Consider the following 18,354-nt stretch of genomic DNA (forward strand, 5'->3'; position numbering starts at 1 on the left):
TGTATGTACCCCCGACCGGATTCGAACCGGCGCTACCGCCTTGAGAGGGCGGCGTGCTAGGCCGCTACACAACGGGGGCATGGATCGTGCGTTTCCGCAGATCCGAGCTGGTCTACCTGGACTCGAACCAAGACTAACTGAACCAGAATCAGTCGTGCTGCCAATTACACCATAGACCAATGTGGTTTAGACCAGTTCGTACCCCCGACCGGATTCGAACCGGCGCTACCGCCTTGAGAGGGCGGCGTGCTAGGCCGCTACACAACGGGGGCCCTAGCGATCCTGCATCGAGGGCAACGGGAGCGACCCGGCTGCCTTCGCGGGAAGGATCTGTACCCCCGACCGGATTCGAACCGGCGCTACTGCCTTGAGAGGGCAGCGTGCTAGGCCGCTACACAACGGGGGCTTGCGAATGAGATCCGCAGGTGCAGATGAGCTCTGCGAGCTGGCCTACCTGGACTCGAACCAAGACTAACTGAACCAGAATCAGTCGTGCTGCCAATTACACCATAGGCCACTGGAACACAAGCCCCTGCGGGGATTTTGTTCTAGCTTGCGCCTCCGGATCCCGGCCTTTCGGCCCGCTCCCCGGCGGCGCAGAAAGAACATTACCCGAAGGTGGACGGCGCTCCAAAACGGGTATCCGCGCCGAGGACCGAGGGGAGTTCGGCGAGAGTGGCGATCCGGCGCGGGCCGGTGGCCGCTCCGACCGGCGGCGGAGTGCCCGCCACCACCGCGGCGCGCAGCCCGGGGCGGTCGATCCACACGGACAGCAGCCCGGCCTCGGCCGCGCCGCGGCCGTCGATCTCCGGGTGGTCGCCGACGTACGCCACCTGGTGCGGAGCCAGTCCCAGCGTGTCACAGACCGCGTGGAAGGCCCGGGCGTCCGGCTTCGAGACGCCCAGCTCGGCCGCGCACAGCACGGCCTCGAAGCGGTCGCGGACGCCGAGGACGCGGAGCTTGCGCTCCTGGACGTGCCCGCTGGAGTTCGACAGCACCGCGTGCCGGTGACTGACCGCGAGGAGGTCGAGAACGGGCAGCACATCCGGGAAGAGGGCCCACGCGGCCTCGTAGTGGTCCAGATAGCGCCGGAACCAGGCGTCGGCCTCGTCGTCGTCCATCTCGGCGCCCGCGAAGACCCGTACCCGGTCCCGGCGCTGGTCTTCGAAGGAGGTCTCCCCGGCCGCGTACCGCGCCCACTGCTCGTCCGTGATCTCCCGCCACCGGGCGAGGGCCTGCTCCACGCTCCCGTACCCCTCGAGCAGCCCCTCGGCGGCCAGATGGCCGCGCATGCCGGTGCGGTCCGCGGTGGTGTAGTCGAAGAGTGTGTCGTCCACGTCCCAGACCACGGCGCTGATGCTCATGGTCCGACCGTATCCCGGGGCGGGCGGCCATGTCCGCTCGTTCCGCGGCGCACGCGGATGCGCCGAAAGGGGCACCCCGAGGGGTGCCCCTTTCGCCACGAGCGGGTCAGGCCGCCGGCTTCGCCAGTGCCGCGTCGATGCGGGCCAGCGTCTTCTCTTTGCCCAGGATCTCCAGGGACTCGAAGAGCGGCAGGCCGACCGTGCGGCCGGTGACGGCGACACGGACCGGGGCCTGGGCCTTGCCGAGCTTGAGGCCGTGGGCCTCGCCCGCGGCCAGGACGGCCTCCTTCAGGGACTCCGGGGACGTCCAGTCGGCCGTCTCCAGCTTCTCCCGCGCCGTGCGCAGCAGCGCGTCGCTGCCCTCCTTCATGGCCTTGGTCCAGGACGGCTCGTCGAAGACCGGCTCGGGAAGGAAGAGGAAGTCGACGTTCTCCGTGATCTCGGACAGGACCTTCAGACGGGTCTGGGCGTGCGGGGCGATGGCCTCCCACCGCGCTTCGTCGAAGTCCTCCGGGGCCCAGGGGGCGAACGGGGCCCTCAGCCACGGCCGGCAGCGCTCCGTGAAGTCCTTCACATCCAGCAGCCGGATGTGGTCCGCGTTGATCGCCTCGGCCTTCTTCAGGTCGAAGCGGGCCGGGTTGGGGTTCACATCCGCGACGTCGAAGGCGGCGACCATCTCCTCGGTGGTGAAGATGTCGCGGTCGGCGGAGAGGGACCAGCCCAGCAGCGACAGGTAGTTGAGCAGGCCCTCCGGCAGGAAGCCGCGCTCGCGGTAGAGGTTGAGCGACGACTGCGGGTCGCGCTTGGAGAGCTTCTTGTTGCCCTCGCCCATCACATAGGGCAGATGGCCGAACTCCGGCGCGGACTTGGCGACGCCCAGCTCCACCAGCGCCTTGTAGAGGGCGATCTGGCGGGGGGTGGAGGAGAGCAGGTCCTCGCCGCGCAGTACGTGCGTGATCTCCATCAGCGCGTCGTCGACGGGGTTGACGAGCGTGTACAGGGGCGCGCCGTTCGCCCGCACGATGCCGTAGTCCGGCACGTTCTCCGGCGTGAAGGTCAGCTCGCCCCGGACCAGGTCCGTGAAGGTGATCGTCTCGTCGGGCATCCGGAAGCGGACGATGGGCGCCCGGCCCTCGGCCTCGTACGCCGCCACCTGCTCGGCGGTCAGGTCTCGGCAGTGCCCGTCGTACCCGGACGGCTTCCCGGCGGCGCGGGCGGCGTCACGGCGGGTGTCGAGCTCCTCCGTGGTGCAGTAGCAGTGGTACGCGTACCCGCCGTCCAGCAGCTTGCGGGCGACGTCCTGGTAGATGTCCATGCGCCGCGACTGGCGGTACGGCTCGTGGGGGCCGCCGACCTCGGGGCCCTCGTCCCAGTCGAAGCCCAGCCAGCGCAGCGAGTCCAGAAGCTGGACGTACGACTCCTCGGAGTCGCGGGCCGCGTCCGTGTCCTCGATGCGGAAGACGAACGTGCCGCCGGTGTGGCGGGCGTACGCCCAGTTGAACAGGGCGGTGCGGACCAGGCCCACATGGGGGTTGCCGGTCGGGGAGGGACAGAAACGTACGCGGACGGATCCGTTAGCCACGCTTGATCACCTTGTTGGTGAGAGTGCCGATGCCTTCGATGGTGACGGCGACCTCGTCGCCGGCGTTGAGGGGGCCGACCCCCGCGGGGGTGCCCGTGAGGATGACGTCGCCGGGCAGCAGCGTCATGGCCTCGGTGATGTTGACGATCAGGTCTTCGACCGAGTGGGTCATCTCGCTCGTGCGGCCGAGCTGGCGCTGCTGCCCGTTGACCGTGAGCTGAATGGTGAGGTCGGCCGGGTCGAGGTCCGTCTCCACCCAGGGGCCGAGCGGGCAGGCGGTGTCGAAGCCCTTGGCCCGGGCCCACTGCTTCTCGCGGCGCTGGACGTCACGCGCGGTCACATCGTTGGCGCAGGTGTAGCCGAGGATCACGTCCTTGACGCGCTCACGCGGGACCTCGCGGCACAGGCGGCCGATCACCACGGCGAGCTCCGCCTCGTGGTGCAGCTCCTGGGAGAAGGAGGGGTACACGATCTCGTCGCCGGAACCGATCACCGAGGTGGACGACTTGAAGAAGGCGAACGGGACCTCGGACGCCTCGTTGCCCAGCTCGCGCGCGTGCTCGGCGTAGTTGCGGCCGAAGGCCACGACCTTGTTGGGGAGCACCGGCGGCAGCAGCCTGACCTTGTTCAGCGGCACCTTCGTGCCGGAGAGCTCGAAGTCCGCGAACGGGATGCCCTTGATGATGTCGAGGACGAGCTCGTCCGGCCTCTCGCCCTCGACCGCGCCGAAGGCGACGTTGCCGTCGATGGAGAATCTGGCGATGCGCACGGGATGCTTGCGCCCCTTAAGTGAGCCGACTGGAGTTTGACGCTCCAGGCTAACGCGACAGGGGACGCACACCCCGCGTATGCGCGGCCGCTCCGGGCGGGACCGCTTCGGGTGAGCCGCTTTGAGCAGGCGGCGCCGCCGGCGCGTACTACACGGCGACGGAGGCCTGGACCGGGATCTCCATGAGGATGGTGCGCTTGGGATTGGCGGTCTGGGTGGGAAGGTCGACGGACAGTTCCGGCACCGCCGGGGTCTGCAGCTCGGCGGCGTCCTCGAGGTGCGCCAGCGTCGTGCGCCGCGGGTTGGCTATGTTGCGGAACATCATCGTGGTCTTCACTGTTGTAGTTGACCTTGTCGTTACGGGCGCCGGGCGGGCCTCAAGGGCTGTCGCGGTAGCGCGGGTTGTCGGATTCGCCATCCCTGTAAAGCGTCAGGCTAAACATGCAATTCCCGCTCCAAGACATGAAGTGGTCATGATCCCGCTGTGAGTTTGCTCACTGACCGACAGACAAAGTGGGCAATTCAGACTGCTGTGCCACCACGGCAAAACCGACATTGCCCTATCGAAGCGAGCATTCCGCTCCTGATCATGGCGACTGGGACACCCCGCTCAGGGTAAAGATTCGCTCGTTTACGTCCGTTATGTACGAGATAACTTTCTACGTCTCGTGACGTAGCCTGCACAAGGTGTCACGGTGGTCACAGGCTCACCCGTTGGCCTTGTTGGAGATCCTGCACTGTGCTGGAATTCCACGGACCGCCGCGGGATCGCACCGGCGCGCAAAGGGCGCAACGCAGCGCCAAGCTGCGGCGGGGAGGGGGAGCCAGCGCCGGTCACTCACGACCACCCGAGGGGCGTATTCAGGACGCTTCTCATCACGCCGACACCGTCCCGCCGTTCACGCGGAGGGACGCCTGGTCCAGAGGTTGCGACGCTAGTGCAGGGACGTTTCAAGAGGGATGGCAGCGCTTCGGCGGAGCCGGAGCCGCACGGCGGGACCGACCGCGGTTCCTCGCCCCAGCACGCCCAGAACCCGGGATCGGCACCGTCCGGCGGCGGCCCCGAGCGTGCCGGGCGTGGCAATGGCACCGCGGCTCCCCTACCGGCCACCCCATCCACCACCACTCCTTCGACAGACCCCGGCGCACGCCTGCATCTGCGTAACTGGCGCATCTCGACGCGCCTGGTGTCGCTGCTCGCGCTCCCCGTGGTCGCGGCCACCTCGCTGGGCGCCCTGCGCATCAGCGACAACATGGACCAGATCCAGCAGCTCGACAACATGAAGCTGCTGACGGACATGACCAAGCAGGCCACGCAGCTCGCGGAGGCGCTCCAGGAGGAGCGCGACGAGTCCGCCGGCCCGCTCGCCCACGGCGCGGGCGCCGGTGACTACTCGGTCAAGGGCGTCCGCGACAAGACGGACCGCGCCCGGGCGTCGTTCATCGAGGGCACCGACAGCATCGGTGACGCGTCCGACCGCGGCCAGCTCACCGGTGTCCGCGACAGCGTCGTCGGTATCGCCAGCGAGCTCAACAACCTCAGCGCCATCCGGGCCGCCGCCTTCAAGGATCAGCAGAACTCCACGCAGACGGTCGAGGCGTACCACCGCCTGATCACCGACCTGCTCAGCCTGTCCCAGGACATGGCGGAGGCGACCAGCAACCCGGAGATGATCCAGCGCACCCGTGCCCTGGCGGCCTTCTCCAACGCCAAGGAGTACGCCTCCGTGCAGCGCGCGGTCATCGCGGCGGCGCTGCCCGAGACCAACCGCACGTCCGGCCAGCTCTCCGAGACCGACCGCCAGTACGCGCTCTCGGCCCTCGACAGCCAGAAGTCGGAGCTCGACAGCTTCCACAGCATCTACGGCGACGGCGCCGAGGAGCTCACGAAGCCGATCGACCAGGGCAGCAGCCCGACGATCCAGGATGCCGACTCCTACGCCGACCGCGTCCTCAAGAGCGGCCTCGCCCAGGCGGACAAGCGCTCGTACAAGGACTGGGTCGACGCCGACTCGGCCAAGATCGAACAGATGAAGAAGATCGAGGGCACGCTCCTCGAGGACATGGAGCAGAAGGCCCGCGAGCTGCGCAGCGCCTCCGAGCGCGAGGCGATCATCTCCGGTGCGCTGGTGCTCCTCGTGCTCGGCGTCTCCCTCGTGGGCGCCTTCGTCGTGGCCCGCTCCATGATCCGCTCGCTGCGCCGGCTGCAGGACACCGCGACCAGGGTCGCCCAGGACCGTCTGCCCGAGCTGGTCAAGCAGCTGTCCGAGTCCGACCCGCAGGACGTCGACACGTCCGTCGAGTCGGTCGGTGTGCACTCCCGGGACGAGATCGGCCAGGTGGCCGCGGCCTTCGACGACGTGCACCGCGAGGCGGTCCGCCTCGCCGCCGAGCAGGCCCTGCTGCGGGGCAACGTCAACGCGATGTTCACCAACCTCTCGCGCCGCTCCCAGGGTCTTATCCAGCGCCAGCTGTCGCTGATCTCCGAACTGGAGTCCCGCGAGGCCGACCCGGACCAGCTCTCCTCGCTGTTCAAGCTCGACCACCTCGCGACGCGTATGCGCCGTAACGGTGAGAACCTCCTCGTCCTCGCAGGTGAGGAGCCCGGCCGCCGCTGGACCCGCCCGGTCCCGCTGGTCGACGTGCTCCGCGCCGCAGCGTCCGAGGTGGAGCAGTACGAGCGCATCGAACTGGCCGCGGTCCCGGCGACCGAGGTCGCGGGCCGGGTCGTCAACGACCTCGTGCACCTGCTCGCCGAGCTGCTCGAGAACGCCACCTCGTTCTCCTCCCCGCAGACCAAGGTCAAGGTCACCGGTCACGCGCTGCCCGACGGCCGTGTGCTGATCGAGATCCACGACACCGGTATCGGCCTCTCCCCCGAGGACCTGGCCCAGATCAACGAGCGGCTCGCCGCGCCGCCCACGGTGGACGTCTCCGTCTCCCGCCGCATGGGCCTGTTCGTGGTCGGTCGTCTGTCGCAGCGCCACGGCATCCGCATCCAGCTGCGCCCGTCGGACTCCGGTGGTACGACCGCGCTCGTCATGCTCCCGGTCGATGTCGCCCAGGGTGGCAAGAAGCCCGCTCCCGGCAAGCCGGGCCAGGGTGCCGGCCAGTCCGGCGGCCCGGCCGCCGCGCAGGCCGCCGCCGGTGTGGCCGCGGCCCGCCGCCAGGCCCAGCAGAGCGGTTCGTCCTTCGGTACCGGCACGACCGGTGGTCAGGGACTGGGCTCCGGTCCGCAGCGCGGTCAGGTGGGCGCGGGGCAAGGCCCGCGCGCCGCTCTTCCGGGCAGCGGACCCGGCCAGCGTCCCGGCGGCCCGGGCCTCGGAGCCCCCGCCTCCCCGCAGCAGGGCCGACAGGCCCCGGCGGGCGCGGGTGCCTTCGGCCAGGGCGCGTCCCAGGGAACGCAGCCGGCCCAGGCGTTCCCGGACTCGGGCTCGCGTCAGGGCGGCTTCGGCGACGGTGACCGTACGGCCGCTCAGCAGCAGCCGGACAAGTCCCAGAAGCAGCAGTCCAAGGACCGCGGCGGTCGCCGCCGTCCGCAGCTGCCCGGTCGCGGCGGTCCGCGCGCCGAGCTGCCGGGCGGTACCCAGCAGCAGCGTCCGAGCTGGAGCGACGAGAACGCCCAGCCGCCGGTCCCGCGTGCCTCGCTGGACGCTCCTCGTGGCCACGAGGAGCCGGACGCCCTGAACTCGACCGCCCCGATGCCCCGGGTCGACGACCGCCAGGGCCCCGGTTCCGCCTCCGAGTTCGCGAGGCCGGACTACAACGCCCCGCGCCCCGGCGCGAACGGCGGCCAGAACCAGGGCGGGCAGAGCGACCCCGGCCAGTTCGTCCGCCCGGACATCTACAACAGCGGGAACCAGAACGGCACGACGGGCCAGTACCCGGCCCCCGCTCGCGGCCAGGGCCCGTCCTCCACCGGCCAGTTCGCCGCCCCCGGCTACGACGCCTCGTCCACCGGCCAGTTCCCGGCCCCGGGCTACGACGCGTCCTCCACCGGGCAGTTCGCCGCCCCCGCGTACGGAAACCGCCAGGACCAGTCCTCCACGGGCCAGTTCGAGCGGCCTCAGACGGGCGGCGAGGGCTACGGCGCCACTCGGCCCGGGTCCCCGCGGATACCGCAGCCGCAGGCGACCCCGCGCCGTCAGGAGCCCGAGGCCCTGCCGCCGGCGACGGGTCCCGGCGACGGACGGACGCCGCTGTACGACACTCTGGAGACCAACTGGTTCCGCGGCGGCCAGGGCCAGGCGCAGAGCCAGGGCCCGGGCCGGCAGCAGGGCAGCGGTCCCGCGGCACAGACTCCGGCCGCGCAGGGGACCCCCCAGCAGCAGTCCCCTGCGGCTCCTCCGCAGCGTCCGGCCCCCACGGCGGCCTGGCGCACTTCGCCCAACGACGACCTCGTCCGCCAGGCCGAGCGTGTACGGCAGCCCGCCGCCGGTGGCATCACCACCTCCGGACTGCCGCGCCGGGTCCCGCGCGCCAACCTCGTGGCGGGCACGGCTCAGCAGCAGCAGCACCAGTCCGGTCCGCAGGTCTCGCGTGCGCCCGATGACGTACGCGGACGGCTGACCAATCTCCGACGGGGCATCGCACAGGGCCGTCAGGCCGGTGGCGGCCAGACCGGCAGCTACCCCAGCCCCACTCACCAGCAGGAGCGTTAGTTGAGTCCGATGAGCCAGGCGGCACAGAACCTGAACTGGTTGATCACCAACTTCGTGGACAACACCCCAGGGGTGTCCCACACCGTCGTCGTGTCCGCCGACGGACTTCTGCTGGCGCTGTCGGAAGGCTTCCCGCGTGACCGCGCCGACCAGCTCGCGGCGGTGGCATCCGGGCTCACCTCGCTGACCGCCGGCGCCTCCCGGATCTTCGAAGGCGGCAACGTCGCACAGACGGTCGTCGAGATGGAACGCGGCTTTCTGTTCCTCATGTCCATTTCGGACGGCTCGTCGATGGCCGTGCTCGCCCACCCCGAGTGCGACATCGGCCTCGTCGGCTACGAGATGGCCCTGCTGGTCGACCGCGCGGGCGCCGTACTGACGCCCGACCTGCGCGCCGAACTCCAGGGAAGTCTGCTCCACTGATCGGCCCCGGCACCACCCGCCACACCAAATAACCGTCCGGCCGCCACAATCCCCCCACCGGCCACCGTCAGACGGCACGACTGACCGACTTGCTGTCCCGCCCGGAGGATTCATGACCCCGCCCACCGCCTCTCACGATCCGTACGCAGAGCCGTACGGGGACGAGGGCGACCAGCCGCTGGTCCGTCCGTACGCGATGACAGGCGGCCGGACCCGGCCGCGCTATCAGCTCGCGATAGAGGCGCTGATCAGCACCACGGCCGACCCGGCCCAGCTGATGGGACTGCTGCCGGAGCACCAGCGGATCTGCCACCTGTGCCGCGAAGTGAAGTCGGTGGCCGAGGTGTCGGCACTGCTCGCCATGCCGCTCGGTGTGGCACGGATCCTCGTCGCGGACCTCGCGGAGGCCGGACTCGTGGCGATCCACCAGCCGGGTGGCGACGAGAACGCCGGCGGCGCACCGGACGTGACACTGCTCGAAAGGGTGCTCAGTGGACTTCGCAAGCTCTGACGCAGGCCGGGCGACCACCTCGGCGAAGATCGTGGTGGCGGGCGGCTTCGGCGTGGGTAAGACCACGTTCGTCGGCGCCGTCTCGGAGATCAACCCGCTGCGTACCGAGGCCGTCATGACGTCAGCTTCGGCGGGCATCGACGACCTCACTCACACCGGGGACAAGACCACCACCACGGTGGCCATGGACTTCGGCCGCATCACCCTGGACCAGGACCTGATCCTGTACCTGTTCGGCACCCCCGGCCAGGACCGCTTCTGGTTCATGTGGGACGACCTGGTCCGCGGCGCCATCGGCGCCGTGGTGCTGGTGGACACCCGCCGTCTCGCCGACTGCTTCCCGGCCGTCGACTACTTCGAGAACAGCGGCCTGCCGTTCGTCATCGCCCTCAACGGTTTCGACGGGCACCAGCCGTACGCGCCCGACGAGGTACGCGAGGCTCTGCAGATCGGTTCGGACACCCCGATCATCACCACGGACGCCCGTCATCGCGCGGACGCCAAGAGTGCCCTGATCACGCTGGTCGAACATGCGCTCATGGCACGCCTGCGGTAGATCAAGTCGTCGACGCCATACGGCAGTTGTCGTAGATGTGCGGAGGCCGGCTGTGGCGTTTGACACGGTCGGCTCCGCTGTTCATAACGTTTCGAAAGAGATATCCAGAGGCACCGACACGCGTCGCGGTCGAGTGGTGCCGCTGTGTTCACAAAAGCCCCGCCTTTTGGCGGGGCTCGCTCTTTATGACCGTTTTATCTGGTGGTTCGTGTCAGCGGAATGTGCGCTTCCGAGTGTTTGGCATCAGCAGGCTGACGTGCTGGAATGCCTGAACTGCCCAGGAGTCAAGGACGTACATGTCTCAGACAGGGCTCTGGAGACACCGCGGCACGACGTAGGTGCCGTCGCCGAGAGGTTGTTGGTCGAGTGAGGCGAAGCAAGAACGGTCCCGAGCCGTCGGCACGGGGCAACTTCACCCCGCCGCCGCGCGGAGCGGCATCCGCACAAGTGTCTGGACCGGAGCCGGCTGCGCTCCCGCCCAGTGGTAGCCGCTTCTCCCCCCGCAACTGGCGGGTGCCGGCCAGGCTGAACGCGATCCTGCTCATACCCGTCCTGGTCGGCCTCGTCATGGGCGGCTTCCAGGTGAAGAGCTCGATCGACACCTGGCAGCAGGCGCAGGACGCGGAGAACACCGCCCGTCTGGTCCAGGCGTCGCTGTCCTACGCCGACGCGCTCTACCAGGAACGCGACGTCTCCGCGGCGCCGCTCCTGAAGGGCAAGGACGAGTCGGCCGAGGACAAGTCGACGGTCACCAACGTCAGGGCCGCCACCGACAAGGCGGCGGCTGCCTTCGACCAGGCCGCGAAGAACATGCCCCACAAGGCGGGCCTGGAGCGGCGCCTGTCGATCTTCCGCAAGGCCGAGACGCAGCTCCCGGCGCTGCGCCAGGTCGCGTACACCTCCAAGCAGCACGGTGTCGCGACCGAGGAGGGCTACGTCGGGGTCGCGCACCCGCTGATGGAGTTCGCCAACGAGCTGGGCCTCGGTACCGGCAACATCACCAGCTACGGCCGCACCGTCTACGCCATCTCGCTCACCAAGGCAGCGCTCTCCCTGGAGCGCTCCATCGGTATGCACCTGCTGGTCAAGCCGGGTCCCGGCGCCGAAGACTTCGGCAAGCAGCGAGTGGCCCTGTCCTCCTACGCCTACCTCGAGGGCATCGCCTCCGAGGAGTACATCGGCGGCGGCACCGAGGCCGACGGCCAGAAGCTGGACGACGCGAAGGCGAAGCTCCAGGCGGACGCCAAGAACCTCGCCGAGCAGGCCGCCGCCCAGGCACGGCAGAAGGGCGAGACGTACGTCCCGCCGCCGGACGACATGGTCGCCCAGCTGGCCACGTTGGAGGCCCCGACCCAGACGGCGGTCGCCGGGCTCGCGCAGCACGGCGTCACCCCCCAGAACTGGTGGGCGGTGAACACGCTCAAGTACAACGCCTACCGCCAGATCGAGTCGGACCTGGCCGACAAGGCCGTGTCGGACGCCTCGAGCATCGCCGACGACGCCAAGCAGTCCGCGATCGTCACCGGCGGCATCGTCGTCGTCGCCCTGCTCGCCGCCTTCATCCTGGCCGGTCTCATGGCCCGCCAGATGAGCCGCTCGATGCGCCAGCTGCGCAACGCCGCCTTCGGCGTGGCCGAGCAGCGCCTGCCGATGCTGGTCGACCAGCTCTCGCGCACCGACCCCGGCCGGGTCGACACCCGGGTCGCGCCCATCCCGATCTCCTCCACGGACGAGATCGGCGAGGTCGCCCGCGCGTTCGACCAGGTCCACCGCGAGGCCGTGCGGCTCGCCGCCGAGCAGGCCCTGCTGCGGGGCAACATCAACGCGATCTTCACCAACCTCTCGCGCCGCAACCAGTCGCTGATCGAGGGCCAGCTGACCCTGATCACCAACCTGGAGAACAACGAGGCCGACCCGGACCAGCTGGAGAACCTCTTCCGCCTGGACCACCTCGCGACCCGTATGCGCCGCAACGGCGAGAACCTCCTCGTCCTCGCGGGTGAGGAGCCCGGCCGCCGCTGGGACCAGCCGGTCCCGCTGGTCGACGTGCTGCGCGCAGCCTCCTCCGAGGTGGAGCAGTACGAGCGCATCGAGCTCTCCGGCGTCCCGGAGGCCGAGATCCACGGCCGCGCCGTGACCGACCTCGTGCACCTGCTCGCCGAGCTGCTGGAGAACGCCACCACGTTCTCCTCGCCGCAGACCAAGGTCCGCGTCACCGCGACCCGTCTGCCCGACGGCCGCGTCATGATCGAGATCCACGACAAGGGCATCGGCCTCACCGCCGAGGACTTCGCGGACATCAACCACAAGCTGGCCAACCCGCCGACCGTGGACGTCGCGATCTCCCAGCGCATGGGCCTGTTCGTGGTCGGCCGGCTGTCCGACCGGCACGGCGTCCGCGTCCAGCTGCGCCCCTCCGGCGAGCAGGCGGGCACGACCTCGCTGGTCATGCTCCCGGACGCCATCACCCACGGTGGTGGCGGCGAGCAGCCGGTGGAGCGCGACGAGTTCACCGTCTCCCAGATCATCCCGCAGCAGCAGACGTTCCAGGCCGAGAGCTTCGACGGGCAGTCGATGCGGACGGCGGCGGAGCTGGGCTTCGACGACAGCCGCTACACCGAGGTCCCCGACGACCTCCGCGACCTGGACCCCGTCGGCCGCTCGCTGATGCGCGAGGGGCGCCGAGCGGCGCTGGAGGCGCAGGCGCAGGGCCAGGGCCGTCCGCAGGAGGACCAGCAGCAGTCGTACCAGGACGGGTTCGGCGCGCAGCAGCCCGCCTACGGCAGCGACCAGCAGCCGTACGACGAGCAGCAGACGTCCTACGACCAGCAGACGGCGTACAACCAGCAGTCCACGTACGACGAGACGTACTACCCGCAGAACGGCGGTCTGCCGCAGGGCGACGCCTTCCCGCCGAACGGCGGCTACCCGGAACCCGCCTACGCGGAGCCGGCCCCGGAGAGCCGCGGCGCGGGCCAGGCCGCCGCCTCCGGGTCGTTCTCGGCCTTCGAGGGGCCCCAGCAGCCGTCCTACGAGGACGACTGGCCGCAGCAGAGCGGCTACCAGGGCGCCTACCGTGCCGATTACGCTCCGGATACGGAATCCAGGCAGGCTCCTGACGCGAGTGAGCGGGACCGCGTAGGCTTCGACCGTCCGGGACCGGCCTCCTCCGCCGCCCACGATCTGACCGACGCCGGTCTGCCCCGCCGCGGCTCCGCGGCGAGCGGCTCCGCCGGCCGACCGCAGCCCGTGCAGCAGGAGCCGTCTCCGGCCACGGAGCCGGGCGACGACTGGCGCTCCGCTAACGATCAGCGGTGGCAGCAGGCTTCGCAGCTCCGGAAACCCAAGGCGGGCGGGGTCACCTCTTCCGGTCTGCCCCGACGGGTGCCCAAGGCCAACCTGATCGAGGGCGCCGCGGAGACGACCCCGCAGGGAGGCCCACAGGTCTCCCGCGCTCCCGAGGACGTGCGGGGCAGGCTGAGCAACCTGCGCCGGGGCGTTCAGCGAGGGCGCAACGCAGGCAGTGAAACGAACGGCCAGGGCTTCGGTCCTGACAGCACCTACAACCAGGAGCGTTAGTGTGAGCCCGATGAGCCAGGCGGCACAGAACCTGAACTGGTTGATCACCAACTTCGTGGACAACACCCCTGGGGTGTCCCACACGGTGGTGGTCTCCGCCGACGGACTCCTTCTGGCTATGTCCGAAGGTTTTCCGCGCGACCGCGCCGACCAGCTCGCCGCTGTCGCCTCCGGTCTGACCTCGTTGACCGCGGGTGCCTCCCGCATCTTCGAGGGCGGCGCCGTGAACCAGACGGTTGTGGAGATGGAGCGGGGATTCCTGTTCCTCATGTCCATCTCCGACGGTTCCTCGCTCGCGGTTCTCGCACACCCCGAGGCGGACATCGGCCTCATTGGGTATGAGATGGCCCTTCTGGTCGACCGTGCCGGTACGGTCCTGACTCCGGACCTCCGTGCGGAGCTTCAGGGAAGCCTTCTCAACTAACAAACGGACAGTGCGTGGAGGCGTCCCGGGGCCGTAAGGTTTCGGGACGCGGCTTCCACGGGACGGATGCCCGGCGCAGTCGGAGGAGGAGAGAAAGTGGCAACACCCCCAGGTGGTTCGTCTGCGGGCAACTGGTCCTACGGCCCCAACCAGGGTCAGGGTCAGGGTGAGCAGAACCTGTACAACTTCCCCTCCGCGCCCGGCCAGCGGCGTCAGCCGTACGCGCCCCAGGGCCCCCAGGGCCCCGGTCCCTCGCCGTACGATCAGCCGCCGGCACCCCGCATCCAGCCCGTGCAGCCGCAACGCCGCGCACCCGAACCGGCGCCCACGGGGTCGTCGAACAACCCCCTGGTGCGTCCGTACGCCATGACGGGCGGTCGCACCAGGCCCCGCTACCAGCTCGCCATCGAAGCGCTGGTGCACACCACCGCGCAGCCGCATCAGATGCAGGGCCAACTGCCCGAACATCAGCGGATCTGCCATCTGTGCCGGGAAATCAAGTCGGTGGCCGAGGTCTCGGCCCTCCTGACGATCCCTCTCGGCGTGGCCAGGATCCTCGTCGCCGACTTGGCGGAGGCGGGCCTGGTCGCCATTCATCAGCCCGGCGGCGACGAGAACGCCGGCGGCCAGCCAGACGTGACACTGCTCGAAAGGGTGCTCAGTGGACTTCGCAAGCTCTAGCGGCGGTCCTTCCCGCTCCACCACGTCCGCGAAGATCGTGGTGGCGGGCGGCTTCGGCGTGGGCAAGACCACGTTCGTCGGCGCCGTCTCGGAGATCAACCCGCTGCGCACCGAGGCCGTCATGACGTCAGCTTCGGCAGGCATCGACGACCTCACTCACACCGGGGACAAGACCACCACCACGGTGGCCATGGACTTCGGCCGCATCACCCTGGACCAGGACCTGATCCTGTACCTGTTCGGCACCCCCGGCCAGGACCGCTTCTGGTTCATGTGGGACGACCTGGTCCGCGGCGCCATCGGCGCGATCGTCCTGGTGGACACCCGCCGTCTCGCCGACTGCTTCCCGGCCGTCGACTACTTCGAAAATTCGGGACTCCCCTTCGTCATCGCCCTCAACGGCTTCGACGGAAACCAGCCGTACAACCCCGACGAGGTACGCGAGGCCTTGCAGATCGGACCGGACACCCCGATCATCACCACGGACGCCCGCCACCGCGCGGACGCCAAGAGCGCCCTGATCACGCTGGTGGAGCACGCCCTGATGGCCCGGCTCCGGTAGCGTAGGCCAGGTTTGTCGCAAAGGGGCCCCTCCCGCCGGGAGGGGCCCCTTTGGCGCACAATCGCCGTCCCTAAAGGGCAACGCCCCCTCCGTAGGCGGAGGGGGCCTTGCCCTTCAACTTGCCTTCAGGGGCACGAACGGCTTGCTTCAGGGAGCTGGGACCGGCGCGTCTCCAAGGGGCGCGGGGAACTGCGCATCTCCTGGGGGCGCGGGGAACTGCGCGACAAGCCACGACGAACCGGCAGTCGATCAACGGCCCCAGGCGGAGCCTAGCCGTGCCAGCTGTGCGGCGCCCGGAACCCGGGCTCCCGCTCCAGCCGCCGCCAGCCGGCCTTCGCACGACCACGGTGGATCTGAGCGGCAGGCGCCTGCGCGGCGGCACGCGCCAGAAGGATCGCCGTGATGGCGGCGACTTCCTCGGGCTCGGCGTGGCCCTTCTCGACGCGAATATCAGGGGTGTTCATGGATGTCAGTCTCCGTGAGGAAGAGGTCCGCGGGGTTGCCGCGTTGGGTCCGCTCGGTTACTGCGGGGGGTTGCCGTGCTTGCGCGAGGGCAGGTCGGCGTGCTTGGACTGCAGCATCGCCAGCGACTTGATCAGGACCTCGCGCGTCTCGGCGGGATCGATGACGTCGTCCACCAGGCCGCGCTCCGCCGCGTAGTACGGGTGCATGAGCTCGGACTTGTACTCCTTGACCATCCGCGCCCGCATGACCTCGGGGTCCTCCGCGCCGGCGATCTGACGGCGGAAGATCACGTTGGCCGCGCCCTCGGCGCCCATCACGGCGATCTCGTTGGTGGGCCACGCGTAGGTGAGGTCCGCCCCGATGGACTGGCTGTCCATGACGATGTAGGCACCTCCGTACGCCTTGCGCAGGATCAGGGAGATCCGGGGCACGGTCGCGTTGCAGTAGGCGTAGAGGAGCTTCGCACCGTGGCGGATGATCCCGCCGTGCTCCTGGTCGACACCGGGAAGGAAGCCCGGGACGTCAAGGAAGGTCATCAGCGGGATATTGAAAGCGTCACACATCTGAACAAAGCGCGCAGCTTTTTCCGACGCCTCGATGTCCAGGACTCCGGCGAGGGTCTGCGGCTGGTTGGCGATGATGCCCACCACCTGGCCGTCCAGACGGGCCAGGGCGCAGATGATGTTGCGCGCCCAGCGCTCGTGGATCTCCAGGTACTCGCCGTCGTCGACGATCTCCTCGATGACCTTGGCCATGTCGTAGGGCCGGTTGCCGTCCGACGGGACCAGGTCAAGCAGGGCGTCGCCACGCCGGTCGACGGGGTCCGCGGACTCCGCCCGGGGCGGGTTCTCCCGGTTGTTCTGCGGAAGCAGCGACAGCAGGTAACGCACCTCGGCGATGCAGGTCTCCTCGTCGTCGTACGCGAAGTGACAGACGCCCGAGGTCTCGGCGTGCACATCGGCACCGCCCAGCCCGTTCTGGGTGATCTCCTCACCGGTCACGGCCTTGACCACGTCCGGGCCGGTGATGAACATCTGCGAGGTCTCACGGACCATGAAGACGAAGTCGGTGAGGGCGGGGCTGTAGGCCGCGCCGCCCGCGCACGGGCCGAGCATCACGCTGATCTGCGGGATGACACCGGACGCCTTGGTGTTGCGCTGGAAGATGCCGCCGTAACCCGCGAGCGCGCTGACGCCCTCCTGGATACGGGCGCCCGCGCCGTCGTTCAGGGACACCAGCGGCGCCCCGGCCGCGATGGCCATGTCCATGATCTTGTGGATCTTCGTGGCGTGGGCCTCGCCCAGCGCGCCACCGAAGATGCGGAAGTCATGGGCGTAGACGAAGACCGTACGGCCCTCCACCGTGCCCCAGCCGGTGATCACACCGTCCGTGTAAGGCTTCTTGGCTTCCAGGCCGAAGCCGGTCGCCCTGTGGCGGCGCAGCTGCTCGACCTCCTGGAAGGATCCCGGGTCCAGGAGCAGCTCGATCCGCTCCCGCGCCGTCAGCTTGCCCTTGGCGTGCTGCGCCTCGGTCGCCTTCTCGCTGGGCCCGGCCAGGGCCCGCGCACGGATCTCGTGCAGTTCGGCGACCCGCCCGCGCGCATCCGTGGGCTCACTCCCGGAACCTACAGCCTCATCCAAAACGGTCATGTAGCGACCTTACGAAGTCAGCCGAGCAAAGCGGGCCGTCGACTCCGTACAGTCTCCGGCCCGTTTTCCTGGTACCACTGAACAGAACCCAACCCGGATGCAGCCGATCTGACTGCTCAGGGGGCCCGCGCGTTGTGGAGGCCCTACAACGCACCCGGCGGGAAGACGCCTCGCATTCCCGGGGCGCACATGCCTTCCCCGGAGTGACACGGAACCCCGAACGGCGGCTTCACGGCACCGGCCCGGACGGCCACCGCCCCATGCTTCCACACCCTCACGGGATCACGTGACGCGGACGACACCCTCCCAAAAATGTTGAAACTTGAATGGAATGCCTCTACGGTCGGTCGTGTTGATGTCGTTGAACATTGAACATCTATAGCCCGCACCCGTCCCCTCAAGGAGCACCTCATGGGAATCTTCGGCCGCAAGAACAACAACGACACCGCCGGCGTCTCCGTCGCGACGGTGAACCCTGAGCTCGCCGCGCTCTCCGGTGTCTACACGGTCGACCCGTCGCACACCACGATCGGTTTCGTTGCCCGCCACGCCATGGTCACGAACGTCAAGGGCAGCTTCCTCGACTTCGAGGGCAGCCTGCACCTGGACGGCGCCGACCCCGCGAAGTCCAATGCCTCGATCGACGTCACGATGGACAGCATCGACACGGGCTCCGCCGACCGCGACGGCCACCTGAAGAGCGCCGACTTCTTCAAGACCGAAGAGCACCCGAAGATGTCGTTCCGCTCCACCAGGACCGAGGCCCTCGGCGGCGACAACTACCGGATCACCGGCGACCTCACGATCCTCGGCACCACCAAGCCGCTCACCATCGACCTGGAGTTCAACGGCGTCGCCAAGGACCCGTTCGGCAACGAGCGCGCCGGCTTCGAGGGCAAGGCGGAGCTGCTGCGCTCGGAGTGGGGCCTGACCTGGAACGCGGCCCTGGAGACGGGTGGCGTGCTGGTCTCCGACAAGATCAAGCTCGTCTTCGACATCTCCGCGATCAAGCAGGCCTGACGCAGCCCGCTCACCCGACCGTGCGCCCCCGTCCCGCACGGCCCGGAACACGCCCGCCCCCCGCCACCCCTGTGCGAAGGGCGGGCGCTTGCCGTCCGGCCCGGTGAG

15 protein-coding genes and 5 tRNA genes are annotated in these 18,354 nt (G+C 69.3%); 9 read left to right on the plus strand and 11 right to left on the minus strand.

Annotation, left to right across the window (positions count from 1 at the left end):
• Positions 1 to 6: 6 nt before the first annotated feature.
• The 9 genes from ABZ845_RS16665 to ABZ845_RS16705 all read right to left on the minus strand — a co-directional run bounded on the left by ABZ845_RS16665 (position 7) and on the right by ABZ845_RS16705 (position 4,052).
• A tRNA-Glu gene (locus ABZ845_RS16665) sits at positions 7 to 79 on the minus strand.
• Between the two features lie 28 nt (positions 80 to 107).
• Positions 108 to 179: transfer RNA gene (locus tag ABZ845_RS16670), tRNA-Gln, on the minus strand.
• Positions 180 to 199: 20 nt separating this feature from the next.
• Positions 200 to 272, minus strand: a tRNA-Glu gene (locus ABZ845_RS16675).
• A gap of 61 nt (positions 273 to 333) precedes the next feature.
• Positions 334 to 406: transfer RNA gene (locus tag ABZ845_RS16680), tRNA-Glu, on the minus strand.
• 39 nt (positions 407 to 445) lie between these two features.
• Positions 446 to 517: transfer RNA gene (locus ABZ845_RS16685), tRNA-Gln, on the minus strand.
• Between the two features lie 91 nt (positions 518 to 608).
• Positions 609 to 1,364, minus strand: coding sequence for an HAD family hydrolase (locus tag ABZ845_RS16690; RefSeq protein WP_360979400.1), 756 nt, complete (start codon positions 1,362 to 1,364; stop codon positions 609 to 611).
• Between the two features lie 106 nt (positions 1,365 to 1,470).
• Positions 1,471 to 2,946 carry a glutamate--tRNA ligase gene (gene gltX / locus ABZ845_RS16695; protein WP_360979403.1) on the minus strand — a complete coding sequence of 492 codons (1,476 nt, stop codon included), beginning with the start codon at positions 2,944 to 2,946 and terminating at the stop codon, positions 1,471 to 1,473.
• Positions 2,939 to 3,715, minus strand: coding sequence for a fumarylacetoacetate hydrolase family protein (locus ABZ845_RS16700; protein WP_360979406.1), 777 nt, complete (start codon positions 3,713 to 3,715; stop codon positions 2,939 to 2,941). Before ABZ845_RS16700 ends, gltX begins: the two co-directional genes overlap by 8 nt.
• Before the next feature lie 148 nt (positions 3,716 to 3,863).
• A complete protein-coding gene (locus ABZ845_RS16705; protein ID WP_360979409.1) occupies positions 3,864 to 4,052 on the minus strand; it encodes a hypothetical protein in 189 nt (62 codons plus the stop codon).
• A 601-nt stretch (positions 4,053 to 4,653) separates the two neighbouring features.
• Here ABZ845_RS16705 and ABZ845_RS16710 point away from each other — a divergent pair.
• From ABZ845_RS16710 to ABZ845_RS16745, 8 genes are all read left to right on the plus strand, one after another.
• Positions 4,654 to 8,376: a nitrate- and nitrite sensing domain-containing protein gene (locus tag ABZ845_RS16710; RefSeq protein ID WP_360979412.1), complete on the plus strand. Its 3,723-nt coding sequence runs from the start codon at positions 4,654 to 4,656 to the stop codon at positions 8,374 to 8,376.
• Positions 8,377 to 8,385: 9 nt separating this feature from the next.
• On the plus strand, positions 8,386 to 8,799 hold the full coding sequence (locus ABZ845_RS16715; RefSeq protein WP_360979484.1) for a roadblock/LC7 domain-containing protein: 414 nt from the start codon (positions 8,386 to 8,388) through the stop codon (positions 8,797 to 8,799).
• Positions 8,800 to 8,911: 112 nt separating this feature from the next.
• The gene (locus ABZ845_RS16720; protein WP_360979415.1) at positions 8,912 to 9,310 is read left to right on the plus strand and encodes a DUF742 domain-containing protein; all 399 of its coding nucleotides are present in this window, start codon (positions 8,912 to 8,914) and stop codon (positions 9,308 to 9,310) included.
• Positions 9,291 to 9,866 carry an ATP/GTP-binding protein gene (locus tag ABZ845_RS16725; RefSeq protein WP_360979418.1) on the plus strand — a complete coding sequence of 192 codons (576 nt, stop codon included), beginning with the start codon at positions 9,291 to 9,293 and terminating at the stop codon, positions 9,864 to 9,866. The genes ABZ845_RS16720 and ABZ845_RS16725 overlap by 20 nt, the downstream gene beginning before the upstream one ends.
• 366 nt (positions 9,867 to 10,232) lie before the next feature.
• Positions 10,233 to 13,445 (plus strand): nitrate- and nitrite sensing domain-containing protein, encoded by a 3,213-nt coding sequence (locus tag ABZ845_RS16730; protein ID WP_360979421.1) that lies wholly within the window; start codon positions 10,233 to 10,235, stop codon positions 13,443 to 13,445.
• A gap of 10 nt (positions 13,446 to 13,455) precedes the next feature.
• Positions 13,456 to 13,869 carry a roadblock/LC7 domain-containing protein gene (locus ABZ845_RS16735; protein ID WP_150472905.1) on the plus strand — a complete coding sequence of 138 codons (414 nt, stop codon included), beginning with the start codon at positions 13,456 to 13,458 and terminating at the stop codon, positions 13,867 to 13,869.
• Positions 13,870 to 13,965: 96 nt separating this feature from the next.
• A complete protein-coding gene (locus ABZ845_RS16740; protein WP_360979424.1) occupies positions 13,966 to 14,550 on the plus strand; it encodes a DUF742 domain-containing protein in 585 nt (194 codons plus the stop codon).
• Entirely contained in the window at positions 14,531 to 15,112 is a 582-nt protein-coding gene (locus ABZ845_RS16745) for an ATP/GTP-binding protein (RefSeq protein ID WP_026248371.1), read from the plus strand. The genes ABZ845_RS16740 and ABZ845_RS16745 overlap by 20 nt, the downstream gene beginning before the upstream one ends.
• A 269-nt stretch (positions 15,113 to 15,381) precedes the next feature.
• Here the strand turns inward: ABZ845_RS16745 and ABZ845_RS16750 are convergent, their stop codons facing one another.
• Positions 15,382 to 15,576 (minus strand): acyl-CoA carboxylase subunit epsilon, encoded by a 195-nt coding sequence (locus tag ABZ845_RS16750; protein WP_360979427.1) that lies wholly within the window; start codon positions 15,574 to 15,576, stop codon positions 15,382 to 15,384.
• Between the two features lie 57 nt (positions 15,577 to 15,633).
• Positions 15,634 to 17,226 (minus strand): acyl-CoA carboxylase subunit beta, encoded by a 1,593-nt coding sequence (locus ABZ845_RS16755; protein WP_360979430.1) that lies wholly within the window; start codon positions 17,224 to 17,226, stop codon positions 15,634 to 15,636.
• A 411-nt stretch (positions 17,227 to 17,637) separates the two neighbouring features.
• Here ABZ845_RS16755 and ABZ845_RS16760 point away from each other — a divergent pair, with 411 nt between their 5' ends.
• Entirely contained in the window at positions 17,638 to 18,246 is a 609-nt protein-coding gene (locus tag ABZ845_RS16760) for a YceI family protein (protein WP_360979433.1), read from the plus strand.
• Positions 18,247 to 18,354: the final 108 nt, after the last annotated feature.

Source organism: Streptomyces sp. NPDC047022 (assembly GCF_040644155.1).
Taxonomy (GTDB): domain Bacteria; phylum Actinomycetota; class Actinomycetes; order Streptomycetales; family Streptomycetaceae; genus Streptomyces.